This window comes from Bradyrhizobium sp. WYCCWR 12699, assembly GCF_032144035.1.
Lineage (GTDB): Bacteria > Pseudomonadota > Alphaproteobacteria > Rhizobiales > Xanthobacteraceae > Bradyrhizobium.
The window spans coordinates 113,127-139,196 of sequence record NZ_JAVTJN010000036.1 but is presented as its reverse complement, the minus strand read 5'-3'; the positions used below and the strand labels follow the sequence as shown (position 1 = coordinate 139,196).

The 26,070-nt window shown below is 65.1% G+C and carries 14 protein-coding genes; 11 read left to right on the top strand and 3 right to left on the bottom strand.

What is annotated here, in order from left to right; genetic code table 11:
* Position 1 precedes the first annotated feature (1 nt).
* Both RPS27_RS25335 and metC read right to left on the bottom strand, forming a co-directional pair.
* Positions 2 to 1,693, bottom strand: coding sequence for a Na/Pi cotransporter family protein (locus RPS27_RS25335; protein WP_194402145.1), 1,692 nt, complete (start codon positions 1,691 to 1,693; stop codon positions 2 to 4).
* Positions 1,694 to 1,895: 202 nt separating this feature from the next.
* The gene (gene metC / locus RPS27_RS25330; RefSeq protein ID WP_212066494.1) at positions 1,896 to 3,080 is read right to left on the bottom strand and encodes a cystathionine beta-lyase; all 1,185 of its coding nucleotides are present in this window, start codon (positions 3,078 to 3,080) and stop codon (positions 1,896 to 1,898) included.
* A gap of 392 nt (positions 3,081 to 3,472) precedes the next feature.
* Here metC and RPS27_RS25325 point away from each other — a divergent pair, with 392 nt between their 5' ends.
* The 7 genes from RPS27_RS25325 to RPS27_RS25295 all read left to right on the top strand — a co-directional run bounded on the left by RPS27_RS25325 (position 3,473) and on the right by RPS27_RS25295 (position 15,060).
* A complete protein-coding gene (locus tag RPS27_RS25325; protein ID WP_211417106.1) occupies positions 3,473 to 4,489 on the top strand; it encodes an amino acid ABC transporter substrate-binding protein in 1,017 nt (338 codons plus the stop codon).
* A 24-nt stretch (positions 4,490 to 4,513) separates the two neighbouring features.
* The gene (locus RPS27_RS25320) at positions 4,514 to 5,719 is read left to right on the top strand and encodes an amino acid ABC transporter permease (protein ID WP_194402142.1); all 1,206 of its coding nucleotides are present in this window, start codon (positions 4,514 to 4,516) and stop codon (positions 5,717 to 5,719) included.
* A complete protein-coding gene (locus RPS27_RS25315; protein ID WP_212066496.1) occupies positions 5,716 to 7,236 on the top strand; it encodes an amino acid ABC transporter permease in 1,521 nt (506 codons plus the stop codon). Before RPS27_RS25320 ends, RPS27_RS25315 begins: the two co-directional genes overlap by 4 nt.
* Positions 7,237 to 7,247: 11 nt before the next feature.
* A complete protein-coding gene (locus tag RPS27_RS25310) occupies positions 7,248 to 7,985 on the top strand; it encodes an amino acid ABC transporter ATP-binding protein (protein WP_194402140.1) in 738 nt (245 codons plus the stop codon).
* A gap of 100 nt (positions 7,986 to 8,085) precedes the next feature.
* Positions 8,086 to 10,326, top strand: a complete 2,241-nt coding sequence (locus RPS27_RS25305) for a tetratricopeptide repeat protein (RefSeq protein ID WP_212066497.1) — start codon at positions 8,086 to 8,088, stop codon at positions 10,324 to 10,326.
* Between the two features lie 116 nt (positions 10,327 to 10,442).
* Entirely contained in the window at positions 10,443 to 12,686 is a 2,244-nt protein-coding gene (locus tag RPS27_RS25300; RefSeq protein WP_212066499.1) for a glycosyltransferase family 41 protein, read from the top strand.
* A gap of 136 nt (positions 12,687 to 12,822) precedes the next feature.
* A complete protein-coding gene (locus RPS27_RS25295; protein WP_313754901.1) occupies positions 12,823 to 15,060 on the top strand; it encodes a tetratricopeptide repeat protein in 2,238 nt (745 codons plus the stop codon).
* A 61-nt stretch (positions 15,061 to 15,121) separates the two neighbouring features.
* Here RPS27_RS25295 and RPS27_RS25290 read toward each other — a convergent pair whose 3' ends face one another.
* Entirely contained in the window at positions 15,122 to 16,156 is a 1,035-nt protein-coding gene (locus RPS27_RS25290) for a cysteine synthase A (RefSeq protein WP_211417101.1), read from the bottom strand.
* Between the two features lie 721 nt (positions 16,157 to 16,877).
* Between RPS27_RS25290 and RPS27_RS25285 the strand changes: the two genes are divergently transcribed.
* From RPS27_RS25285 to RPS27_RS25270, 4 genes are read left to right on the top strand one after another with little or no spacing between them, the layout of a single operon-like run.
* On the top strand, positions 16,878 to 18,362 hold the full coding sequence (locus tag RPS27_RS25285; RefSeq protein WP_212066501.1) for an efflux transporter outer membrane subunit: 1,485 nt from the start codon (positions 16,878 to 16,880) through the stop codon (positions 18,360 to 18,362).
* Positions 18,352 to 19,773 (top strand): efflux RND transporter periplasmic adaptor subunit, encoded by a 1,422-nt coding sequence (locus RPS27_RS25280; protein WP_212066503.1) that lies wholly within the window; start codon positions 18,352 to 18,354, stop codon positions 19,771 to 19,773. Before RPS27_RS25285 ends, RPS27_RS25280 begins: the two co-directional genes overlap by 11 nt.
* Before the next feature lie 37 nt (positions 19,774 to 19,810).
* Positions 19,811 to 22,960, top strand: coding sequence for an efflux RND transporter permease subunit (locus RPS27_RS25275; RefSeq protein WP_212066505.1), 3,150 nt, complete (start codon positions 19,811 to 19,813; stop codon positions 22,958 to 22,960).
* Entirely contained in the window at positions 22,960 to 26,064 is a 3,105-nt protein-coding gene (locus RPS27_RS25270; RefSeq protein WP_313754698.1) for an efflux RND transporter permease subunit, read from the top strand. The genes RPS27_RS25275 and RPS27_RS25270 overlap by 1 nt, the downstream gene beginning before the upstream one ends.
* Positions 26,065 to 26,070 lie beyond the last annotated feature (6 nt).

Sequence of the window (26,070 nt, the reverse complement as noted above, 5' to 3'; positions counted from 1 at the left end):
GCTAGCGCGGCAACGCCGAGGCCGCGCCCGAGGCGGGCAGGGCGGCCGTCTCCGCCTCGGTCCTGCGATAGGGCACGCCCGCCGCGTCCAGCACGGGGTAGGCGACCGAGCAGATATGCGAATGGATGCGCCTGAGGTCGCGCAGCACGTCGAGATGCAGCGACGTCGTTTCGATGGTTTCAGGGCGGCCCTCGCGCAGGCGGTCGAGATGGCGCTCGACCGCGGCAAGCTCGGTGTTGCGCAGCGCGGTTTTCTCCACCAGCAGCTTGCGCGCCTCGTTGGCGTCGCCCGACATGAAGACGCCGAACGCGATCCGCAGCGAATCCATCGTGCGCTTGTGGAAGGCGGCGAGCTCGTCGGCCCCTTCCGCCGAGAACTGGAAGCGCCGCTTGATCTTCTTGGTCGCGAGCTCGCTCAGGCTCTTGTCGATGATGTCGCCGATATGCTCGAGGTTGATGGCGAAGGAGATGATCTCCATCGCGCGCCGTCCTTCGCTCTCGTCGAGGCTGCCCCGCATCAGCTTGGTCACATAAAGCTTGATGGCCTCGTCGAGACCGTCGACGAAATTGTCCATCTTCGAGACCTGGTCGACCAGCGCACGATCGCCGGTCATCATCGCGGCCATCACCTTGCGCAGCATGACCTCGACGAGATCGCCCATGCGCAACGTCTCGCGGGCGGCGTCGGCGAGTGCCAGCGACGGCGTCTCCAGCGCGGTCTCGTCGAGATAGCGCGGCTTGGCCGGGTCGGCCTCCTGCACGCGATCCGGCAAGAGGCGGGTGAGCAGGCGCGACATGGCGTCGAGCAGGCCGATGAAGAGGACGGCCGTACCGACATTGAAGGCGATGTGAAAGGCCGCCGTCATCTTGGCCAGATCGGGCTGCCAGGCGTGCATGTGCTCGGCGATCGGGCCGAGGAACGGCAGGACGAGCGCGATGCCGACCACGCGGTTGACGAGATTGCCGACCGGCAGGCGGTAGCTCGCGGGATCGTCGCGCTTGGCGCCCTCGAACACGGGATTGATCGCGCTGCCGAGATTGGCCCCGAGCACCAGCGCCAGCGCTGCGTAGGGCGTGATGAATTGCGAATAGGCCAGCGACATGATTAGGAGCACGCTGGCGACGCTCGAATGCACCGCCCAGGTGACGAGGGCGGCGATGACGATGCACAAAATGGGATCGCCTGTGATGGCCGACATCACGACGCGGACGCCAGGCGCGTTCTCGGCCGGCGCCAGCGTGTCGAGCAGGATGTGCAGCGAGAGCAGCATCAGGCCGAGGCCGATGCAGACGCGGCCGATGTCCTTGATCCGCGAGCGCGGGCCGGAGCGGAACGCGACGAGGCCGAGCACGAACAGGACCGGCGCAACGGCTGCGATGTTGAACGACAGCACCTGCACGATCAGCGTCGTGCCGACATTGGCGCCCAGCATGATGGCGAGCGCGGCGGCGAGGCTGACAAGGCCTTCGGCCGCGAACGAGCTCGTGATCAGGGCGGTCGCCGTGCTGCTCTGGAGCAGCGCGGTGAGCCCGAGGCCGGCGGCAAAGGCGCTGACGCGATTGCTCAGCGCCTTGCCGAGCAGGCGCCGCAGGTCAGGGCCGAAAGCGCGCAGAATGCCGCTGTGGACCATATGCAGGCCCCACAACAACAGCGCCACGCCGCCCATAAGATCGAGCAGAACCAACGTTCCCATGCTCCGTCTGTCCGGATGAGAGTCGATTGGTGAGGCTAGCGCCAAATGCCTGGGGATCAAACCATTTGTTGCGCGTCGGCGTTAACGTTTACAGGTGGCTGACGCTCCCGCGGCGCACGTCAGTGCGTCCGCCCGCGGCGCACGCAGTGCGTCCGCTTCCCTCCGTTGCCGCGTGCGCAGGCGCAATGCCCTGCGAGCAGGCTCACATTGCTGCTTTGAGGGCAGCAAAGCCGCGATCGAGATCGGCCTTGAGATCGTCGACGCTCTCGAGCCCGATGTGCAGGCGCAGGGTCGGACCGCCCGGCGACCATTTGGTCGCGGTGCGATAGGCGTCGCAGTCGAACGGAATCGCAAGGCTCTCGAAGCCGCCCCAGGAAAAGCCCATGCCGAACAGCTTGAGCGTGTTGAGCATGGTGTCGACCGCCTTCTGCGGCGCCGGCTTCAGCACGATGCTGAACAGGCCGGATGCGCCGGTGAAGTCGCGCTTCCAGATGGCGTGACCGGGATCGGTCTCCAGGCCCGGATGCAGCACGCGCGCGACCTCGGGTCGGCCGGCGAGCCAACGCGCCATGTCGAGGCCGGAGCGATGATGCTGCGCCAGGCGTACCGACAGCGTGCGCAGGCCGCGCAGCGCGAGGAAGACATCGTCGGGGCCCGCGCAGACCCCGAGCAGGCGGATGCCTTCGGAGACTATCGGCCATGCCTTGGCATTGGCCGAGATCGTGCCGAACATGATGTCGGAATGACCGCCGATATATTTGGTCGCGGCCTGCATGCTGATGTCGACGCCCTGGTCCAGCGAGCGGTGATAGAGCGGCGTCGCCCAGGTGTTGTCGTCGATGACGAGCGCGCCGCGGGCATGCGCCACCTCGGCGATGGCGCGAATGTCCGGCATCTCGAACGATTGCGAGCCCGGCGCCTCCACCAGCACCGCACGGGTGTTCGGCTTGAACAGCTTCTCGATGCCGGCGCCGATCAGCGGATCGAAGTAGGTGGTCTCGACGCCGTAGCGGACCAGCATGCCGTTGCAGAAATTGCGCGAGGGCCGGTAGACGTTGTCGACGACCAGAACGTGGTCGCCGGCCTTCAGCACCGAGAGCAGGGTGGTGGAGATCGCCGACAGCCCGGACGGTACGATGCCGACGCCGGCGCATTGCGGCCCCTCCAGCGCCATCAGCGTCTCCTGGAACGCCTTGGTGGTGGGGGAACCGTGCCGGCCATAGGTGAACTCGCCGCGATGGGCGTGCAGATCCTCGGCGGTCGGATAGAGCACGGTCGAGCCGTGGAAAACCGGCGGATTGACGAACCCCTTCTGCGCCTTGGTGTCGCGGCCGGAGGTGACCAGCCGGGTCTCGGCCTGCTGCTCTTGGGGGTGCGAGGAATCCATGCGTCTGCTTTCAAAACCGCGTTTCCGCTCGGGCGTGGCGCCTGAGGGGCCGGCCGAAAGGCCGCTGACGTTAATAACAGAACACAGAAGAGTCCCGTCAACCCCTTGACCCGGCACGCCAGTCGTTCTGAGATGCGCAGGTGCTATTCAGTCGCCGCATGTTGAGGGGCCTGCCGCGACCTTCGATCCATCGTCTGACCGAACCTTGCGCCACAGCCGAACAACAGGGCGGGCGCCAGCGGCGGGGATTAAGGTATGGCCTCCCGGGATCGGCGAGTGTTCGGCAAGGTTTTCCAGCATGACTCTTGCAGGGCTGGTCTTGATACGCCCGGCCCGGCAGGGTTGATCCTGAGACAACGTTCCTTGAGACGACTTTGAAAGGCCCAAAGCCCATGAAACGCGTAACCCTGGCTATCACCCTTGCTCTCGCCGCCGGTCTGTCCGCCCAAACCGCTGATGCGCAAACGCTCAAGACCGTCAAGGACCGGGGCATGCTGTCCTGTGGCGTCAGCCAGGGCCTGCCGGGCTTCTCCTCGCCCGACGACAAGGGCAACTGGACCGGCCTCGACGTCGACGTCTGCAAGGCGATCGCCGGGGCGATCTTCAACGATGCCAGCAAGGTCAAGTACGTGCCGCTGTCCGCCAAGGACCGTTTCACCGCGCTGCAATCCGGCGAAATCGACGTGCTGTCGCGCAACACCACCTGGACCATCTCGCGTGACACCTCGCTCGGCGCCAACTTTACCGGCGTGACTTATTATGACGGGCAGGGCTTCATGGTGAAGAAGTCGCTCAAGGTGAATTCGGCGCTCGAGCTCAACAGCGCCTCGGTCTGCGTGCAGACCGGCACCACCACCGAGCAGAATCTCGCCGACTACTTCAAGGCCAACAACATGAAGTATGAGGTGATCGCGTTCGGCACCAACGACGAAACGGTCAAGGCCTATGAGGCCGGGCGCTGCGACGTCTTCACCACCGACCAGTCCGGCCTCTACGCCAATCGCCTGAAGCTGGCCAATCCCAATGAGCACATGGTGCTCCCCGAGATCATCTCGAAGGAGCCGCTCGGTCCGATGGTGCGCCACGGCGACGACCAATGGTTCGACATCGTGAAGTGGTCTCTGTTCGCGATGCTCACCGCCGAAGAGCTTGGCGTGACCTCGAAGAACGTCGACGAGAAGGCCAAGCTGGAAAATCCCGAGATGAAGCGCGTGCTCGGCACCGACGGCAATTTCGGCGAACAGCTCGGCCTGACCAAGGACTGGGTGGTGCGCATCGTGAAGGCGGTCGGCAATTACGGCGAGGTGTTCGATCGCAATGTCGGCGCAGGCTCGCCGCTCGGCATCAACCGTGGCCTCAACAATCTCTGGAACAAGGGCGGTCTTCAGTACGCGCCGCCGATCCGCTGACCGCCCTCCGCTGGCAGCGGCAGCATGACCACCGAGGCCCGAAAACCGCCGCCCCAGATCGCGCTGAAGATCAGGCGCCTTCTGGGCGGCAAGGCAGGCTGGAACGGCATCGCCGTCCAGTTTGCCTTTGCGGCGATCCTGGGCTGGATCGGCTATGAGATCGTCTCCAACGCCCGCGCCAACCTCGAAAACCAGCACATTGCCGCCGGTTTCGGCTTCTTGCGCAACAATGCCGGTTTCGACGTCAACCAGACCCTGATCTCCTATACCGGCTCGGACACGTTCCTGCGCGTGTTCGTGGTCGGGCTCCTGAACACGCTCATCGTCTCGGTGGTGGGTATTTTCTTCGCCACCTTGATCGGCTTCATCGTCGCGCTGTGCCGGCTCTCGCCGAACTGGCTGTTGTCGCGCGTCGGCGAGATCTATGTCGAGATCATCCGTAACCTGCCGCTGCTGTTCCAGATCCTGTTCTGGTACCTCGCGGTGCTCGCGGCCCTGCCCAATCCGCGGCAGAGCATCTCGCTGTTCGGCATTGCCTTTGTCAGCAATCGTGGCCTCGTCGTCCCCAGCCCGATCGGGGAGAGGGGCCTCGAGCCGTTCCTGGCGGTGCTGGCGCTCGGCATCGTCGCGTCATTGGCCTTGCGCTTCTATGCCCGGCGCGCCTTATTCCAGGAAGGGCGGATGATCCGCATCTGGCCCTATGTGCTGGGTCTGCTGGTCGGTTTGCCGCTTGCCACCATGCTGGTGTCGGGTTTGCCGTTCACGTTCGAGCTGCCGCAGCTGAAGGGTTTCAATTTCGCCGGCGGCTCACGCATCATTCCGGAGTTCGTGGCGCTGACGCTGGCGCTGTCGACCTATACCGCCGCCTTCATCGCCGAGATCGTGCGCGCCGGCATCCTGTCGGTCCACAAGGGGCAGATGGAGGCTGGATCGTCTCTGGGCCTCAGCCGCGGGACCACGCTCCGCCTGATCGTCGTGCCGCAGGCGATGCGCGTGATCGTGCCGCCGCTGACCAACCAATACCTCAATCTTACCAAGAACTCGTCGCTGGCGGTCGCGATCGGCTATCCTGACCTCGTCTCCGTGTTCGCCGGCACATCGCTGAGCCAGACCGGGCAGGCGATCGAGATCATCGCCATGACGATGGGCATCTATCTGCTGATCTCGCTGCTCACCAGCGCGATCATGAGCGTCTACGGTTGGCGCGTCAGCCGGAGTTTGGGCGCATGAGCGATATCGCCTCGAGCAGCTTCGTCCGTCAGGACCTGCTCACCGAGCGTCCTGCGCCGGTGAAGACCACGGGCTTCGTCGGGCTGATGCGGACGCGCCTGTTCAACTCGCCGACCAACATCCTGCTCACCATCGTGGGCGCGCTGCTGCTGTGGCTCACCATCGTTCCCTCGGTCAAGTTCCTGATGGTCGATGCGGTGTGGAGCGGCAAGGACCGCGCGGCCTGCCTCACGGAGAACGCCGGCTTTGCGGTCGGCGCGTGCTGGCCCTACATCCAGGCGAAGCTGCCGCAATTGATCTACGGCTTCTATCCCGAGGCCGAGCGCTGGCGGGTGAACCTCACATTCGTGCTTGCGGTGATCCTGCTGGTGCCGCTGCTCGTGCCGCGTCTGCCGGCAAAGGGGCTCAATGCCAGCCTGTTCTTCCTCGCCTTTCCGGTGGTCGCGTTCTTCCTGCTGCACGGCGGCGGCATCAAGGGCTTTGGCCTCAGCTGGACGGCTGACGTGCTGCAGCTGTTCGACGAGAGCATCGTCAATGCCGGCCAGGCCCTGCTCAATCTCAGCAAGACGTCCGCAGTCGCCCCGCTGCTGTGGGGCGTCGGCCAAGTCGTCGTGTTGGTCGGCACGGTGATTTCCTGGCTGATCTTTCCGCTCACCTGGCTGCGCGACGAGATCCAGGGCACGGGCCAGTCAGTCTGGACCGATTTCGTCGTCACGTCCCTGGTCGTGTCGCTGATCGCGTTTGTCCTCGGCGGCGGCCTGCGGACGGGATGGAACGCGCTCGGATCGAGCATCGCCACCTTCATCGCCATCGCCGCCGTCATCAAGCTGATGGGACTCGACCACGGCGGATTGCCGGTCGTGGCGACAAATCTGTGGGGCGGCCTGCTGGTGACGCTGGTGGTCTCCGTCACCGGCATCGTCACCTCGCTGCCGATCGGCATCGCGCTGGCGCTCGGCCGGCGTTCCACGATTCCGCTGATCCGGATCTTCTCGATCGCCTTCATCGAGTTCTGGCGCGGCGTGCCGCTGATCACCGTGCTGTTCTTCGCCACCTACATGCTGCCGCTGTTCCTGCCGGGCAATTTCACCGTCGACGGCCTCGTCCGCGCGCTGATCGGCATCGCGCTTTTCACGGGCGCCTACCAGGCCGAGAACGTCCGCGGCGGGCTCGCTGCGATCCCGCGCGGGCAGGGCGAGGCCGCGGCGGCCCTTGGCCTGTCCTGGTGGAAGACGACCTCGCTGATCGTACTGCCGCAGGCGCTGCGTCACGTCATTCCGAACCTCGTCAACAGCTTCATCTCCCTGTTCAAGGACACTTCGCTGGTCTCGATCGTCGCGCTGTTCGACCTCTTGGGCTCGCTTCGCGCCTCGTTCTCGGATCCGAAATGGTCGACGCCCTCGACCGCGTTCACGGGCTTTGCCTTCGCCGGGATCATCTACTTCATCTTCTGCTTTGGAATGTCGCGCTACTCGCTGTTCGTCGAGGATCGCCTCAACGCTCACCGTCGCAACTGATCGAGGTCCCCATGTCAGACCCCATCGTCAAGATTTCCGGTCTCAACAAATGGTACGGCGACTTTCACGTGCTGCGCGACGTGGACCTCGATGTCCGCAAGGGCGAGCGCATCGTCATCTGCGGGCCCTCGGGCTCCGGCAAGTCGACGCTGATCCGCTGCATCAACGCGCTCGAGGAATTCCAGGAGGGCGAGATCGTCGTCGACGGCATCGAGCTCGGGCCCAACCTCAAGCACGTCGACGCCGTGCGCCGCGAAGTCGGCATGGTGTTCCAGAGCTTCAATCTGTTCCCACACCTCACGGTTCTCGACAATTGCACGTTGGCGCCGATCTGGGTGCGCAACATCCCGAAGAAGGACGCCGAGGCGACCGCGATGAAGTTCCTGGAGCGGGTCAAGATCCCGCATCAGGCCAACAAGTTTCCGGGACAGATGTCCGGCGGCCAGCAGCAGCGCGTCGCCATCGCCCGCGCCCTCACGATGAATCCGAAGGTCATGCTGTTCGACGAGCCGACCTCGGCGCTCGACCCTGAAATGGTCAAGGAGGTGCTGGACACCATGGTGGACCTCGCCGGGGAGGGCATGACCATGCTGGTCGTCACCCACGAGATGGGTTTTGCCCGCGAGGTCGCCAACCGCGTGGTGTTCATGGATGCCGGCCAGATCATCGAGGCCAACACGCCCAACGAGTTCTTCGCGGCGCCTCAGCACGCCCGCACGAAACTGTTCCTGAGCCAGATTCTGCGGTGAACGCCCTGCATTCCCAGGCCTCGCAGGTCTAGCCGCCCCACAAGCTTGGCACCATCCGAATCAGCTTTGCGTCCTTTCGGGCCATCCCCGGAGAGAGACCTTGCAGAGCAGTGTCGGCGCGCGCGCCTACCAGAATGCGCGATTGGCAAAGAAGTTGAGGAAGCAGGCGGACGCCGTGATGTCCTTGGCGGTGGAGGCGCTCGGGCAGGGCAGATTTACGGAAGCCGAGACGCTCTGCCGCGAGATCGTGAAAGAGGTTCCGGACCACTTCCACGCCACGCATCTGCTCGGCCTGCGCGCCTATGAGGGCGGGCGGCTCGAAGAGGCGCAGCGGCTGCTCGAGCGCGCGGTCGAGCTCGATCCGCGCTCGCCAGATGCCCATGGCAATCTCGGGGCCGTGTATTTCGCGCTCGACAAATTCGAAGGCGCCCGCGCCTGCCAGGAGAAAGCCATTGCGCTGAAGCCGAATTGCCCGATCACCCTGACCAATCTCGGCAATACGCTGCTGAACCTCGGCCTCGGCGAACAGGCGATCGGATTGCACGAACGCGCGGTCAGGCTGCGACCGGACTATGCCGATGCATTCTGCAACCGTGGTATGGCGGAGCTGATGATTGGCCGCTTCGCGCGCGCCAAAGAGAGCTTCGACCGCGCGCTCGTGTTTCAGCCGCGCCATGCGGAAGCGCTCGCGGGGAAGGGCATGGTGTGCATCGAGCTTCGGCACTACGCGGAGGCGGAAGCCGCCCTCGCGGCAGGGCTGGTGATCAAGCCGGGTTCACCTCGGATTCTGGCGCAGCGCGGACGGCTGAACTTCGATCTGTACCGGCTGGAGCAGGCGGCGGCGGACTTCGATGCGGCGCTGGTGCATTCGCCGCGGCTCGAGCTCGCGCTGCGCGGGAAGGCGCAGGTCAACCTTCTACTGGGGAACACGACGCAGGCGATTGCGGCCGTCAAGACCTTGCTCGAAGACAATCCGCGATCCGATTACGCGATCGTGCTTCTCGGCGCCTGCCATGCGAACCAGGGCGACGTCGCGACGGCGCTCGAGCATCTCGACGCGGCACTCGAGATATCGCCGGATTATGCGGATGCCATCGCGCGCAAGATCTTCATCCTGGATTATCTGTCGGAGGCCGATTTCACGGTCCAGCAAGCGGTGCGGAAATCCTGGTGGGACGCGATCGGTGCCCGGCTGCCGCAAAGGACACTGCAGCCCCGTCAGCTCGATCCGGACCGGCGGATCGTCGTCGGCTATGTCGCGTCGGAGTTCAGGAACCACTCGGCAGCGTTCGCCCTGTTGCCGGTGCTGCGCCATCATGATCACACGAGGTTCGAGATCGTCTGCTATTCCTGTTGGCCGTTACAGGACGAGATCACCGAGAGGTTCAGGTTGCTCGCAGACGTCTGGGTCGACGCCGCGCAGCTTTCGGACGAGGAACTGGCCGATCGCATCCAGGCCGACCAGATCGACATTCTGATCGACGTGTCCGGGCACACGGCCGGCAACAGGCTCGGCGTCTTTGCCCGCAAGCCTGCACCGATCCAGGTGACGGGTTTCGGCCACGCCACAGGCACGGGCCTTCAGACCATGGACTACGTGCTCGCGGATCCCACCTTCATTCCGCAATCGGCCCGGCATCTGCTGGCCGAAAAAGTCCACGATCTGCCGTGCCTGATCACGATCGATCCGATCCTGGATGTTCCGCCATCGGAGCTTCCCATGCTCCGCAACGGCCACGTGACCTTTGGCGTATTCAACCGCATCTACAAGATCTCGGATGAGGCGATCCGGGTGTGGTCGAAAGTGATGCGCGAGGTGACGGGTTCGAAGATCGTCATCAAGCACGGGCTGCTCGATGATCCGCTGTTGCGCGACGGCCTGATCGCGCGGTTCGTGGCCCACGGCATAGCCGAAGAGAATATCACTTGCCTCGGCTCGACCTCGCGCCACGAGCATCTGTTGGCCTTTGCGAAGGTCGACATCTCCCTCGACACGTTCCCGCAAAATGGCGGCATCAGCACCTGGGAATCCCTCTATGCGGGCGTTCCCGTCGTCGCCAAGCTCGGCAAGGGCGCTTCGGCGCGGGCCGGCGGCTCCATCGTGGCGGCCGTCGGCCTCGACGATTGGGTCGCCGGGGATGACGACGGCTATGCCGCGATCGCATGCAAATACGCGGCGCAGCCCGCTCACCTGGCGAGGTTGCGCGCTGATCTTCCGAGGCGGATCGCAGCCTCGCCCGCCGGCAACGTCGAGTTCTACACGCGAGAGGTCGAAGCGGCCTACCGCGGGTTCTGGCGCGATCATTGTGCCGGCGCCTCGAAACGCGGCGAGACGGCATAGTCCGATCTTGCGCTGAGCCCCGGGAAATCCCGGGGGCGATGTTGGTCCGCTGGACCGGCCGGCCAGGGGGCGCGAATCAGCTAGACTCGGCCCAGGGCATCCTCCGGAGAGACACCTTGCAGAACAGCGGCGGCGGCAATCGCGCGTTCCAGAATGCGCGATTGCAGAAGAAATTGATGAAGCAGGCCGACGCCATCATCGCCGCTGCGGCGAACGCCTATGGCCAGGGGCGATATGCCGAGACCGAGGCGCTGTGCCGTGAGATTCTGAAAGCCCTTCCGGATCACGTCGATGCCATCCACCTGCTCGGCATGTGCGCCCATGACGGCCGGCGCCTCGAGGAGGCGAAGGAGCTGCTGGAGCGCGTGATCGCGCTCGATCCGCGCCTGCACGATGCCCACAACAACCTCGCGACCGTGCACTTCGATCTCGGCAATTACGAGGAGGCGCGGCGCTGCCAGGAGAAGGCGATCGCGCTGAAGCCGAATTTCGTGGTCGCGCTGACCAATCTCGGCAACACGCTGATGCATACGGGACAGTACGAGCAGGCGCTCGTAATGCACGAGCGCGCCATCAAGCTGAAGCCGGATTATGCCGATGCGCTCTGCAACCGTGGTATGGTCGAGATCGTGCTCGGGCAGGTCATGCGCGCCAAGGAGAGTTTCGATCGCGCCTTGCTGTTTCAGCCGCGTCACGCTGAGGCCATCGTCGGCAGCGGCATGGTCAGCATGGAACTCAGGCACTACGATGAGGCCGCCGCCAAGTTTGCCACGGCGCTTGCGATCAAGCCGGGCGCGCCTCGGATCCTGGCCCAACGCGGGCGGCTCAGTTACGAACTGCAGCGCCTGGAGCCCGCGCTTGCGGATTTCGAGGCGGCGCTCGCGATCTCGCCCAAGCTCGAGCTGGCGCTCCGGGGCAAGGCCCAGACCTGCCTCGTGATGGGAAAGACCGCGCAGGCGATGGCAGCCGCAACGACCCTGATCGAGCGAAATCCGCGCTCCGAAATGGGAATGGCGCTGATGGGCTTCGCTTATTCGAACCAGGGCGACATGGACGCCGCGATCGAATATCTCGATCGCGCGCTGGCGCTCCGACCGGACTATGGAGATGCGATCAGAGGCAAGATCTTCCTGGAGGACTACCGCGCCGAGGCCGATTTCGTGGTCCAGCAGGCGGTGCGAAAATCCTGGTGGGATCAGATCGGATCCAAGGTGGCGCGACGGCAGTTGCCGAAGCGGCCGCTCGATCCAGACAAGCAGATTACCGTCGGCTATGTCGCGGCCGAATTCCGGCAACACTCGGCGGGACTCACCCTGCTGCCAGTGCTGCGCCATCATGATCACGCCAGGTTCAAGATCATCTGCTACTATTCGTGGCCGGGAGCGGACGAGTACACCGCCAAGTTCAAATCATTGGCTGACGTCTGGGTCGATGTCTGGGGACTTTCGGACGACGAGCTCGCCGATCGTATTCAGGCCGACAATGTCGACATCCTGATCGATGTTTCGGGACACACGACCGGCAACAGGCTGCAATGCTTCGCACGGAAGCCGGCTCCGATTCAGGCCACGGGCTTCGGTCACGCGACGGGTACGGGCATGCCGACGATGGACTATGTGCTCGCGGATCCCATCTTCATTCCGCCATCGGCCCGGCACTTGTTTCCCGAGAAGATCCACGATCTGCCGTGCCTGATCACGATGGAGCCGGTCACCAACCTGCAGCCCTCCGAGCTGCCGATGCTGCGCAACGGCTACGTCACCTTCGGCGTGTTCAACCGCATCTACAAGATCTCGGATGATGCGATCCGTGTGTGGTCGCGGATCATGCGGGAGGTGCCGGGATCGAAGATCATCCTCAAGCATGGTCTGCTCGATGATCCGCTGCTGCGCGACAGCCTGGTCGCACGCTTCATCGCGCAGGGCATTGCCGAGGAGAGCATCACGTGCCTCGGCACCACCTCACGCGACGACCACCTGATGGCTTTCGACAAGATCGACATTTCCCTCGACACCTTCCCGCAGAATGGCGGCATCAGCACCTGGGAATCCCTCTACAAGGGCGTTCCCGTGGTCGCCAAGCTCGGCATCGGCGCGTCCTCGCGTGCCGGCGCCTCCATCGTGGCGGCCGTCGGCCTCGGTGACTGGGTCGCCGAGGATGACGACGGCTATGTCGAGATCGCCCGCAGGTTTGCCTCGCAGCCCGAACATCTGGCGAAATTGCGTGCGGGCCTGCCGGCCCAGATCGCAGCCTCGCCCGCCGGCAATGTCGAGATCTACACGCGCGAGCTCGAAGCGGGCTACCGCAAGTTCTGGCGCGACTATTGCGCCGCGGCCTCCGAAAGCGGCGACGCTGCATAGACCGGCCGGACGCGCCACGCGGTTCCGGAACCGGGGTGCCATGCCCCGGATATCCTGACCGACCCCCGGTCGTACCGACCGGCCGGCCCGGGACACGAATCAGTTAGACTCGCTACGGACCATCTTTCGGAGAGATATCTTGAGCAGCGCCGGCGCGCGCGCATTCCAGAATGCGCGGTTGCAGAAGAAGTTGAAGAAGCAGGTCGACGCCATCATCTCCGCCGCGGCGAGCGCCTATGGCCAGGGCAGGTACGCGGAAACCGATGCACTCTGCCGCCAGATCCTGCAAGCCATTCCGGATCATTTCGACGCCACGCATTTGCTCGGCGTGTGCGCGCAACAGGGCGGGCGCCTCGAAGAGGCGCAACAGCTGCTCGAACGCGCGATCGCGATTGATCCTCGTTCACACGAGGCGCAAAGCAATCTCGCCTCCGTCTACTTCGCCCTTCAGAAACTGGAGGCGGCCCGAGCCTGTCAGGAGAAGGCGATCGCGCTGAAGCCGAACTTTACGCCGGCCCTGGCCGGCCTCGGCAACACCTTGCTCCAGATGAGCCTGCCTGAGCAGGCGATCGAGATGTACGAGCGCGCGATCAAGCTGAAGCCCGACTATGCCGACGCGCTCTGCAATCGTGGTGTCGCGGAGCTGGCGCTGTTTCGGTTTGACCGCGCGCGGGAGAGCTTTGATCGCGCGCTGTTGTTTCAGCCACGCCACGTCGAGGCGCTCGTCGGCAAAGGCATGGTCAGTATCGAGCTGAGGCGTTACGACGAGGCGGAAGCCGCGCTCGCAGCCGCGCTCGCGATCAAGCCGGATTCGGCGAAGAGTCTGGCGCAACGCGGGCGCCTCAACGCGGCACTGTCGCGGCCGGAACAGGCCGCTGCGGATTTCGATGCGGCACTTGCGCTTTCGCCGCGGTTTGAAGTGGCCTTGCGCGGAAAGGCGGAGGCCTCGCTCAGCATCGGAAACACCGCGCAGGCGATCCTGGCCTGCACGACCTTGCTCGAGCAAGATCCACGTTCCACGATCGCAATGGCGCTGCTGAGCTCCTGTTTCGCCAATCAGGGAGAGATCGCCTCCGCAATCGAGCATCTCGACGCGGCGCTGGCGATCGCGCCGGACCCGGACTTGATGGCGCGGAAGATCTACTTTCTGGACTTTCTCCCTGAGGCCGATTTCACGATCCAGCAGGCAGCGCGAAAGTCCTGGGGCGAAGCGATCGGCGCCCGGGTGCCGCCAAGGAAGCTCGCACCCCGGCAGATCGACCCCGACAGGCGGATCGTGATCGGCTATGTTTCGTCCGAATTCTGGTACCACTCGGCGGCCTTCGGCCTGCTGCCAGTGCTGCGCCATCATGATCATGCCAATTTCGAGATCGTCTGTTATTCGTGTTCGCCGACACGCGACGGCGTGACAGCCGAGTTCAGGGCGGCGGCGGACGTCTGGGTCGATGCCTGGCAGATGTTCGACGACGAACTGGCTGATCGTATTCAGGCCGACAAGGTCGATATCCTGATCGACGTGTCCGGGCATTCGTCGGGCAACAGGCTCCAGGTCTTCGCCCGCAAGCCGGCTCCCATCCAGGTCACGGGCTTCGGGCACGCGACGGGAACGGGCCTTCGGACCATGGACTACGTGCTAGCGGACCCCGTCTTCATTCCGCAACCGGCACGGCCTCTGCTGGTCGAAAAGGTTCTTGACCTGCCATGCCTGATCACGACCGATCCGATCCTGGATGTGGCGCCTTCGGAGCTTCCCATGCTCCGCAACGGCTATGTCACGTTCGGCGTGTTCAACCGCGTCAACAAGATCTCCGACGACGCCATCCGCGTCTGGTCGAAGGTCATGCGCGAGGTGACCGGATCGAAAATCATCATCAAGCATACCCTGCTCGACGATCCGTTGGTGCGCGACGGCCTCCTCGCACGATTTGTGGCGCACGGGGTTGCCGAGGAGAAGATCATCTGCCGCGGCTCGTCGGATCGCGCCGAGCATCTGCGGGCCTTCGCGCTAGTCGATATTTCGCTGGATCCATTTCCGCAGAACGGCGGCGTGAGCACCTGGGAATCTCTCTATGCGGGCGTTCCCGTCATCGCCAAGCTCGGCATCGGCGCCTCCTCGCGTGCCGGCGCCTCGATCGTGACCGCCGTTGGCCTTGGTGATTGGGTTGCCGAGGATGACGAGGGCTATGTCGAGATCGCCCGCAGATTTGCCTCGCAGCCCGAGCATCTGGCGAAGTTGCGCGCGGAGTTGCCGGCCCGGATCGCAGCCTCGCCTGCCGGCAATGTCGAGATCTACACGCGCAAGGTCGAGGAGGGCTACCGCCAGTTCTGGCGCGACTATTGTGCCGCGGCTGCGGAACGCGGCGAGGTCGCGTAAGCCGGCCGAACCGCGCCCGGTTTGCGAACGCGCGCGCCCCGACCCGAGGGGGGCGTGACGATCACACGAAGGGCGGCTTGATGTTGCTGCGCTTCTCCAGCCATTCCGGCACGGGCAGGTTCTTGGCGCGCATGAAATCCGCGTTGAACAATTTCGACTGATAGCGGCTGCCGGAATCGCACAGCACCGTGACGATCGTCTTGCCGGGCCCGAGCTGCTTGGCGAGCCGCATCGCGCCGACGATGTTGACGCCGGTCGAGCCGCCGAGGCAGAGGCCTTCATGCTGCAGCAGTTCGTAGATTGCCGTGACGGCTTCGGCGTCGGGAATGAGATAGGCATCATCCACCTTCGCGCTCTCGACGATGGCGGTCGCGCGGTTGAGGCCGATGCCCTCGGTGATCGAGCCGCCCGGGGTCGCCTTGGCATCGCCGGTCCTGAAGTATTCATACATGCCGGCGCCGTGAGGATCGGCGCAGGCGATCCGCACATTCTTGTTCTTCTCTTTCAGATAGCGGCTGGTGCCCGCGAGCGTACCGCCGCTGCCGACCGAGCAGACGAAGCCGTCGACCTTGCCGCCGGTCTGCTCCCAGATCTCGGGTCCTGTGGACTCGTAATGCGCCTTGGCGTTGTCGAGGTTGTTCCACTGGTCTGCGAACAGCACGCCGTTGGGCTCGGTCTTGCGCAGCTCATCGGCGAGACGGCGGCCGACATGCTGATAGTTGTTGGGATTGGCATAGGGCAGGGCCGGGACCTCGATCAGCTCGGCGCCGCACAGCTTGAGAAAGTCCTTCTTCTCCTGGCTCTGCGTTTCCGGAATCACGATCAGGGTGCGGTAGCCGCGCGCACTCGCGACGACTGCGAGTCCGATGCCGGTGTTGCCGGCGGTCGATTCCACCACGAGACCGCCGGGCTTGAGCTCGCCGCGCTTCTCGGCCTCCAGGATCATCCATTTGCCGGCGCGGTCCTTGACCGACTGGCCGGGATTCATGAACTCGGCCTTGCCGAGAATGGTGCAGCCGGTCAGCTCCGAGGCGCGCTTCAGCTTGATCAGCGGGGTGTTGCCGATGGCTTCGACAACGTCGTTTCGAATGCTCATGTCAGGGAAATCGCTACTAAGGGGGTTGATCGGGTTGGCGAGAACGTAGTGCTTGGCAGGCCAAAGGGGAAGGCTTTTGCGCTGCGGCGAAACCAGCTGAAGCTCCTGTCCCAACAACGATATTCTGTTGAGGCGGGATCGTTGCCGGTGTGCCGGGGCGCGCGGTGGGATATCGCTAGGAGGAAGCGACTGAGGTCCCGAAGGAGCACGAAACGATACGCTCGCGATGAGCGGTCTTGCGAACAGTTTTTGCCACGGGCGAGCGGCTCGCGTTCCAAACGCGTCGACAGGGTGGAAGGTCGAGGAAATCTCGACACGAGGAGGGGTTCTCGTCGGCACCCACTGACGATGTTGTGAGGTGGCGAGCAGGCACGATCGAGCTCAGGGTGCGAGGGGGCCTCGCCTCAAAGGGCTCAGCAGCCGGTGTGGCAGCAATATCACATGAAATCTTAGTAAGCTTGCTCGCATTTCCAGATGTTTCGCCGTGCCAGAAATGGCTGCGAGACAACGACATTTTGTATTTTCGTATGTTGGATCCGTGTTCGTTGGCCCGTGCCTTTCGCAACCGCGGCACTGTCCCGCCGTTCCGCGCCCGGCTAGTATGGACCTCAGGTTCCGCAGAAAGCATCACCCCTGTGAACGAGTTGTCCAAAGCCCCCCGACCGTCCCGCCGCGAATCGGTTAATCCGGTTGCGCGGCGGCTCGATCTGCCCGGCGGGGGGTGGATGTGACACAGGATGTTCCGGCGATCGCCATGCGGCGGTCCGAAGGGTCTCCATCCCGGACGCGGCGCGCCGCACGCTGGCTTGCGGTGGTGTGCCTCGCTGCCGCCTCCGGCGCGTGCGTTCTGACGCAGGACCTGCCTGATCCCGCCCTCGATGTTCCCACGCACTACAAATACGCGGGCAAGGGCGATGCGCCGCCGTCGTTGGATTGGTGGCGCGGCTTCCGCACCGCTGAGCTGACGCAGCTGATGGAAGAGGCGCAGACCGTCAACCTCGACATCGCCGCGGCGGTTGCGCGCATCGTCCAGGCCGATGCCCAGGCACGGCAGGCGGGCGCGGCGTTGCTGCCGAGCGTCTCGACGGGCGGATCGGAAACCTATTCGCGCACCTCGGGCGCAAGCTCCTCGGGCCTGTCCATCGGCGGCCGCGAAGTCGTCAACTATTCAGCCTCCCTGAGCGCCAGCTATCAGCTCGACTTCTGGGGCCAGAACCGTGATGCGCTGCAGACGGCCCAGGAGACGGCGAATGCCAACCGCTTCGATCGCGACACCGTCGCGCTGACGACGCTGGCAGCCGTCGCCAACGCCTATTTCCAGGTGCTGGCCTCGCAGGACCGCATCAGGACCTCACAGCGCAACATCGCAAGCGCGCAGCGCATTCTCGACGCGGTCAGGGAGCGGCGCAAGGCCGGCACCGGCACGGATCTCGATGTCGCCCAGCAGGAGAGCGTCCTTGCCAACCAGAAGGCCCTGGTGCCGCCGCTGCGCCAGACGCTGGACCAGAACGTCAACGCGCTCGCCGTGCTGGTCTCGCGCCCGCCGGAGAGCGTGCGCGTGCTCGGCGGCTCGCTCGACCGGGTCGCGATCCCGCGCGTGACGCCCGGCCTGCCGTCGGAGCTGCTGACGCAGCGGCCGGACATCCGTCGGCAGGAGGCACAGCTTGCGTCCGCGACCGCCAATATCGGCAACGCCCGCGCCCAGTTCTTTCCGACCATCCAGCTCACCGGCAATGGCGGCTATCAGAGTTCGGCGCTTGTCTCGCTGTTCCAACCGCATGCGGCTTTCTTCCAGCTCGTCGGCAGCGCCACGCAGCCGATCTTCGACGGCGGCAAGATCCTCGGCAATTTCGAGCTTGCCAAGGCGCGGCAGGACGAGCTGCTGCAGACCTACCGCAAGACCATCGTTCAGGCCTTTGCCGACGTCGACAATGCGCTGTTCTCGATCAAGCAGACCACGATCAAGCTGCAATTGCAGCGCGACGTCGTCGTCGCCTCGCGCCGCGCCTTCGATCTCTCCGAGCAGCAATTGCGCGCCGGCACCGCCGACATCGTGACCGTGCTCAACACCCAACTGACCCTGTTCCAGGCGGAAGACGCGCTGTCACAGGCGCAACTGGCCCGCTTGCTCGCCATCGTCAGCCTGTATCAGGCGCTCGGCGGCGGCTGGGAGCCGCGAATGGAGAAACCGGTCAATGCTCTTTAAGCCGGATAGCAAGCAAGGCGCAGAGGAGGGGACGGCGAGACGGTCGCGCGGCCGCGGCTTCGTCATGACCCTGATCACGCTCGCGATCCTCAGTGGGCTCGGTTATCTCGGCTGGACTATCTGGCATCAGCAGCCGCAGCAGGCGAACGGCCGCAACCAGCGGCCCGATCTGCCGGTGCCGGTGCTGGCGGCGACGCCCCGCATCCAGGACGTGCCGGTCTATCTCGACGGCGTCGGCGCGATCCGCGCGCTCAACACCGTGACCGTGCGCTCGCAGGTCGACGGCAAGCTGATTGCGGTGAACTTCACCGAGGGCCAGGACGTCAAGAAGGGCGACGTGGTCGGCGAGATTGATCCGGCAATCTACCAGGCGCAGTACGACCAGGCCGTCGCCAAGAAGGCGCAGGACCAGGCCCAGCTTGCCAACCAGCGCATCGACCTGACGCGCTACGAGCAGCTCGCTGCCTCCAATGCCGGCTCCAAGCAGCAGGCCGACACCCAGCGCGCGCTGGTCGCGCAGACCGAGGCCCTGGTGAAGGCCGACCAGGCCGCGATCGACAATGCGGCGGCAACACTCAGCTACACCAAGATCGTGGCGCCGATCTCGGGCCGTGCCGGCTTGCGTCAGGTCGACCAGGGCAACATCATCCATGCGTCCGACACCACGGGTCTCGTGGTGATCACGCAATTGCAGCCGATCGCGGTGTGGTTCAGCCTGCCGCAGCAGCAGATCATGCGCGTCAACGCGGCCGCGGCGAAAGGCACGCTCGCGGTCGACGTGTTCGGAAATGACGGCATCACGGTGATCGACACCGGCAAGCTGACCGGCATCGACAATCAGGTCGACCAGACCACCGGCACGCTCAAGCTCAAGGCGGAGTTTCCGAACGCCAATTACCAGCTTTGGCCGGGCCAGTTCGTCAATGTCCGCCTCAAGGTCGAGACGCTGATGCAGGCGGTGGTGATTCCGACGTCGGCCGTGCAGCGCGGCCCGATCGGGACATTCAGCTATGTCATCGGCGAGGACAATATCGTCTCGGCCAAGCCGGTAGTGGTGACCCAGCAGAACGAGCATGACGCCGTGATCGCCAGCGGCCTGTCGGTGAACGACCGGGTCGTCACCACGGGCTTTGCCAATCTGTCCGATGGCTCCAAGGTGATCATCGGCCGCGACGACCAGACCCCGTCGGCCGATCTCGCCCCGCGCAAGCGAGCGCGCGGGCCGGACGCGCAAAAGAAGGATGGGGCCAAGGAAGGTCAGAAGGAAGGCCAGAAGGACGGGCAGGGCAAGAGCGGCGAGTTCCGCGCCAAGCGCAACAGCAGCGAAGGCGACCAGAAGGGACAGACCGGGCCGGCTCCGGGGCCTACCTCAAGTCCTGGGGCACCAGGATCTGGAGCCAAGCAGCCATGATCCCGACAACGGCCGCCTGAGGCGGCAGGCAGAACCCATGGGTGTCTCCGAACCCTTCATTCGCCGGCCGATCGCGACCTCGCTGCTCGGCATCGCGCTTCTGATCGGCGGGTTGCTGGGCTATTTCGCGCTGCCGGTCTCTGCGCTGCCGCAGGTCGACTTCCCGACCGTGCAGGTGACGACGCAGCTTCCCGGCGCGAGCCCCGACGTGATCGCCTCGCTGATCACCGCGCCCCTGGAGCGGCAGCTCGGGCAGATCCCGTCGCTGTCGGCGATGAACTCGACGAGCTCGTTCGGCGTCAGCCAGATCTCGCTGCAGTTCGATCTCAACCGCGACATCGATGGCGCGACCCAGGACGTGCAGGCGGCGATCAACGCCGCGGCGGGCGTGCTGCCGAAGACGCTGCCTTATCCACCGACCTACGCCAAGGTGAACCCCGCGGACGCGCCTGTCATGACGCTGGCGCTGCGCTCGGACACCATCTCGCTGCGGGCGATGAGCGACATTGCCGACACCATTCTGGCGCAACGTTTGAGCCAGATCTCCGGCGTCGGACGGGTCTCGGTGCTCGGCGGGCTGAAACCGGCCGTGCGCATCCAGGCTGATCTGGCGCGGCTCGCCGCTTACGGCATCGCCATGGAGGATCTGCGCACGGCGATTGCCAACGCCAACGTCTCGGGGCCGAAAGGCTCGCTCGACGGCGCCCAGCAATCCTACATCATCGCGGCCAACGACCAGATCGCCGCAGCCGACGCCTACAGGCCCGTCATCATCGCCTATCGCAACGGCTCGCCGGTGACCATCGCCGACGTCGCGCAGATCGTCGATGGCCTCGAGAACGACCGCACCGGCGGCTGGTACCAGGGCACGCCCGCCGTCATCATCGACATCCAGCGCCAGCCCGGCGCCAACGTGATCGACGTCGTCGGCCAGATCCGCGCCGAGATCCCCAAGGTGCAGCGTGCGATCCCGGCCGGGGTGAACCTCACCATCGTTTCCGACCGCACCGTCACCATCCGCGCCTCGGTGCGCGACGTGCAGTTCACGCTCGTCCTCGCCGTCGTGCTGGTGACCCTGGTGGTGCTGCTGTTCCTGCGCTCGCTGCGCGCAACCGTGATCGCGGGCGTGGCGCTGCCGCTGTCGCTGATCACGAGCTTCGGCATTATGTATTTCGCCGGCTTCAGCCTCGACAATCTGTCGCTGATGGCGCTGACGATCGGCACCGGATTTGTCGTCGACGATGCCATCGTCATGATCGAGAACATCGTCCGCCACATGGAGAACGGCGACAGCGCGATGGAGGCCTCGCTCAAGGGTGCCAGCGAGATCGGCTTCACCGTGATCTCGCTGACGGTGTCGCTGATCGCGGTGTTCATCCCGCTGCTGTTCATGTCGGGCCTGGTCGGACGCATGTTCCGGGAGTTCGCGCTGACCCTGACGATCGCGGTCGTGACCTCGGCGGTGGTCTCGCTGACGCTGACGCCGATGATGTGCTCGCGCCTGCTCAAGCACGCCCATGAGGAGGTGGCGGTGCCGGGATTGGCCGCGATCAGCCGCTTCATCGACCGCACCGTCGAGGCCTATCACCGGACGCTGCTCTGGGTGCTGGAGCGCCAGCGCGCCACGCTGGTCGTGACCTTCGCCACGCTGATCGCCACCCTGGTCCTCTACGTCGTCGCGCCAAAGGGCTTCCTGCCGTTGCAGGACACCGCCTCGATCACGGCGGTGACGGAAGCCGGGCCTGACGTCTCGTTCGCGGAGATGCAGAAGCGGCAGGCCGAGGCGGCCGATGCCATCAAGGCGGATCCCGATGTGGTCGGCGTGGTCTCGGTGATCGGGGCGGGCTCGGTCAATCCGACCACCAATGTCGGCCGGCTCGTCATGGGCTTGAGGCCGCGCGGCGAGCGGCGTGATGACGTCGCGGTCGTGATAACCCGGTTGAAGGAGCGGGTCGCGGGCATCCCGGGCATGACCGTGTATTTTCAGCCGGTGCAGGACGTGCAGATCTCGACCCAGTCGAGCCGCTCGCAATACCAGTACACGCTGACCGGCACCGATGCGACGCTGGTGTCGGAATGGGCGCGCAAGCTGGTGACGGAGATGCGGCGCGATCCCTTGTTCCGCGACGTCTCCTCGGAGGCGCAGGAGGGCGGATTGCGGGCGCAGCTCGACGTCGATCGCACCCGCGCGGGCCAGCTCGGCGTGAGCCTGCAAGGAATCACGGATACGCTCAACGACGCCTTCGCGCAGCGGCAGATATCGACCATTTACGGCCAGGCCAACCAGTACCGCGTGGTACTGGAGGCGCTGCCGATGTACCAGCGCGATCCCTCGATCCTGTCGAAGCTCTACCTGCCGGGCGCCGCGAGCGCGACCGCCGGCGCACCGAACGCCCAGGTGCCGCTGTCGGCCGTGGCGACGCTAAAGCGCACCACCGCGCCGCTGGCGATCTCGCACCAGGCCCAGTTCCCCTCGGTGTCGCTCAGCTTCAACCTCGCGCCGGGAGCCGCGCTCGGCGATGCCGTCGACGCCGTAAAGACGATCGAGACCCGGATCGGCATGCCCAATAGCATCGTCGGCGTCTACGCGGGCGATGCCGCTGAATTCGCCAAGGCGCTTGCCGGCCAGCCATGGCTGCTGCTCGCCGCCGTGATCACGATCTACATCGTGCTCGGGGTGCTCTATGAGAGCTACATCCACCCGATCACGATCCTGTCGACGCTGCCCTCGGCCGGGGTCGGGGCGATCCTGGCGCTGGTGCTGTGCGGGCAGGACCTCTCGGTGATCGGCCTGATCGGCATCATCCTCTTGATGGGCATCGTCAAGAAGAACGCGATCATGATGATCGACTTCGCGCTCGAGGCCGAGCGCGGGCAGGGCATGTCGCCGAACGAGGCGATCGTGCAGGCCTGCCTGTTGCGCTTCCGCCCGATCATGATGACGACGCTGGCGGCGCTGTTCGGCGCGCTGCCGCTGGCGATCGAGAGTGGCACCGGCGCCGAGCTGCGTTTCCCGCTCGGCATCTCCATCATCGGCGGCCTGCTGCTCAGCCAGCTGCTGACACTCTACACGACGCCCGTGATCTACCTCGCGCTCGACCGCATCAACCGCCGCCTCGAGCAGGCGCTGCCGCCGGCCGAGTCCGGCGGGCCGCCCGTGGCGGGGGCGACCGAGGGGATGCAGTGATGGCATCGATCTCGGAGCCCTTCATTCGCCGCCCGGTCGCGACCACGCTGCTGTCGATCGGGTTGTTCCTGCTGGGTGTGGTCGCCTACGAGTTCCTTCCCGTCGCCTCGGTCCCGAACGTCGACTTCCCCGCAATCTTCGTCTCGGCAAGCCGGCCGGGCGCCGACCCGGCCGTGATGGCGGCAACGGTAGCCTCGCCATTGGAGCGGCGGCTGGGTGAGATCGCGGGCATCAACCAGATCACCTCGACCTCGACGCTCGGCAACACCAGCATCCAGCTCCAGTTCGACATCGGCCGCAGCATCGACAAGGCCGCGCGCGACGTGCAGGCGGCGATCAACGCCGCCATGGTCGACCTGCCGAGCGACCTGCCGACGCTGCCGCGTTTTCGCAAGGCCAACACGGCCGGCGCGCCCGTCTTCGTGCTGGCACTGACCTCGAACACGCTGTCCGCCAGCGCAATTTACGACGTCGCCGACACGGTCCTGGCGCAGCGCATCTCGCAGGTTCCGGGCGTCGGCAACGTGGCCATCAGCGGCGCCGATCAACCGGCGGTCCGCGTCCAGCTCAATCCGGTGGCCCTCTCGAACGCAGGCATCGCCACCGACGACGTCCGCACCGCGATCATCAACGCCAATCCGCTCGGTCCTGTCGGCATTTTCAACGGCGAACGCCAGAGCGAGACACTGGCGCTCAACAAGCAGATGCGCACGGCGAAAGAGTTCCGCGACATCGTCATCAAGAGTGCCAATGGCAATTTCCTGCGGCTGTCCGACGTCGCCGACATCGAGGATTCCGTCCGCAACGCGCGCTCGATCGCCTGGTTCAACAAGCAGCCGGCGGTGCTGATCCAGATCACCAAGCAGGGCGATGCCAACGTCATCGATACCGTCGACCGGGTGAAGGCGCTGATCCCCGAGCTCAGGCAATGGATTCCGGCCGGGGTCGAGATATCCACCCTGGTCGACCGCACCGGCACGATCCGCGCCAGCGTGCTCGACATGCAATGGACGTTGCTGGCGACCGCGATCCTCGTGATGGTCGTGGTGTTCGTGTTCCTGCGGCGCATGACGCCGACGATCGCGGCCGGCATCTCGGTGCCGCTGGCGCTGGCCGGCACCTGCGCCGGCATGTGGATCGCGGGCTTCTCGATCGACAATCTGTCGCTGATGGCGCTCGCGATCTGCGTCGGCTTCGTGGTCGACGACGCCATCGTCATGATCGAGAACATGTATCGCAATCTCGAGCACGGCATGCGGCCGTTCCGGGCGGCGCAGGAGGGCGCCAGGCAGATCGGCTTCACGGTGGTCTCGATCAGCCTGTCGCTGGTCGCGGCGTTCACGCCGCTGATCTTCATGGACGGCATCGTCGGCCGCCTCTTGCGCGAATTCTCGCTGACGCTGACCTTTGCCATTCTGGTCTCGACGCTGGTCTCGCTCACGGTCACGCCGATGATTTGCGCGCATTACATCCGGCAGCCCACGTCCGGCACGGCGACGCTGTTCGATCGCATCATCGAGGGCTCGCTGTCGCGCATCGTCGCCTTCTACGCCAAAACCTTGCGCACCGTGCTGGACTACCCGCTGGCGACGCTGCTGGTGTTCTTCGCCACCATCGGCCTTACCGTGACGCTCTACATCAAGGTGCCCAAGGGCTATTTCCCGACCGACGATTCCGGTTTCGTGATCGGGGCAACGCGCGCCTCGGCCGATATCTCGTTCCAGTCGATGCTCAGTCTGCAGCAGCGGCTCGCCGAAATCGTGATGAAGGATCCGGCCGTGGCTGGCATCGGCTCGACCGTCGGCGCTGGAGGCGGGCCGGGGGGAGCGACCTCGAACCGCGGCATCATGTATATCAGCCTGAAACCGCCGGCGGAGCGCGACCACGTCTCGACGGAGGTCGTGATCGACCGTCTGAGACGCGCGCTGTATCCCGTGGCCGGCATCCGCCTCTTCATGTTCGCCGCCCAGGACGTTCGTGCCGGCGGGCGGCAGAGCGATTCCGACTACCAGTACACGCTGACCAGCACCGACCTCAGTCTGCTGCAGAAATGGGCGCCCATCGTCGCCAAGCGCATGGAGAGCGTCGAGGGCATCACCGACATCTCCAGCGACCGCGATCCCGGCGGGCTTCAATTGACCCTGAGCATCGATCGCCAGAAGGCCTCTGCGCTCGGCGTCAGGGTTCAGGACATCGACAACGCGCTGAACAACGCCTTCTCGCAGCGGCAGATCTCGATCATCTACACCCAGCGCAACCAGTACATGACCGTGCTGGAGATCGATCCGAAATTCCAGGTCGATCCCTCCAACCTCGAGCGCATCTATGTCGCGGGCGCGGGCGATGCGCAGGTGCCGCTGTCGGCCGTGGTGCACGCGACGCGCGGCCTCGCCGCGCTCGCGGTCTATCACTCGCAGTCATTCCCCTCGACCACGGTGTCGTTCAACCTCCTGCCGAACGTCCAGCTTCAGGCGGCGACCCAGAACATTCAGCGGGCGGTCGAGGAACTGCACATGCCCGAAGGCATCCGCGGCAGCTTCGACGGCAATGCCGGCGACTTCGCCAAGACCAGCGGCCGCCAGCCGCTGCTCATCCTCGGCGCGCTGGTGGCGATGTATATCGTGCTCGGGGTGCTCTATGAGAGCCTTGCCCATCCGCTCACGATCATCTCGACGCTGCCTTCGGCCGGGCTCGGCGCACTGCTCGCCCTGCAGCTCACCAACACGCCGCTGACGGTGATCGCCTTCGTCGGCATCATCCTGTTGATCGGTATCGTCAAGAAGAACGGCATCATGATGGTTGACTTCGCGCTCGACGCCGAACGCCAGCGCGGCCTGTCGTCGGCGGAGGCGATCTTCGAGGCCTGCCAGGCGCGCTTCCGCCCGATCCTGATGACGACCATGGCGGCGCTGTTTGCCGGCATTCCGCTCGTGGTGGCGACCGGTCCCGGCACGGAGCTGCGCCGGCCTCTCGGCATCACCATCATCGGCGGCCTGTTCGTCTCGCAGATCCTGACGCTCTACACGACGCCCGTGATCTACCTCTTGATCGACCGCCTGCGGCGGCGGTCCGCGCCGCGCCCGCTGCCTGCGCCCGCGGAATAGGTTGTT

Excerpts from the sequence above, each read along its gene's own strand:
- RPS27_RS25270 (WP_313754698.1), top strand. The coding sequence starts at position 22,960 with ATGGCATCGATCTCGGAGCCCTTCATTCGCCGCCCGGTCGCGACCACG.
- RPS27_RS25315 (WP_212066496.1), top strand. The coding sequence starts at position 5,716 with ATGAGCGATATCGCCTCGAGCAGCTTCGTCCGTCAGGACCTGCTCACC.
- RPS27_RS25290 (WP_211417101.1), bottom strand. The coding sequence starts at position 16,156 with ATGAGCATTCGAAACGACGTTGTCGAAGCCATCGGCAACACCCCGCTG.
- RPS27_RS25335 (WP_194402145.1), bottom strand. The coding sequence starts at position 1,693 with ATGGGAACGTTGGTTCTGCTCGATCTTATGGGCGGCGTGGCGCTGTTG.
- RPS27_RS25280 (WP_212066503.1), top strand. The coding sequence starts at position 18,352 with ATGCTCTTTAAGCCGGATAGCAAGCAAGGCGCAGAGGAGGGGACGGCG.
- RPS27_RS25310 (WP_194402140.1), top strand. The coding sequence starts at position 7,248 with ATGTCAGACCCCATCGTCAAGATTTCCGGTCTCAACAAATGGTACGGC.
- metC (WP_212066494.1), bottom strand. The coding sequence starts at position 3,080 with ATGGATTCCTCGCACCCCCAAGAGCAGCAGGCCGAGACCCGGCTGGTC.
- RPS27_RS25325 (WP_211417106.1), top strand. The coding sequence starts at position 3,473 with ATGAAACGCGTAACCCTGGCTATCACCCTTGCTCTCGCCGCCGGTCTG.
- RPS27_RS25320 (WP_194402142.1), top strand. The coding sequence starts at position 4,514 with ATGACCACCGAGGCCCGAAAACCGCCGCCCCAGATCGCGCTGAAGATC.
- RPS27_RS25275 (WP_212066505.1), top strand. The coding sequence starts at position 19,811 with ATGGGTGTCTCCGAACCCTTCATTCGCCGGCCGATCGCGACCTCGCTG.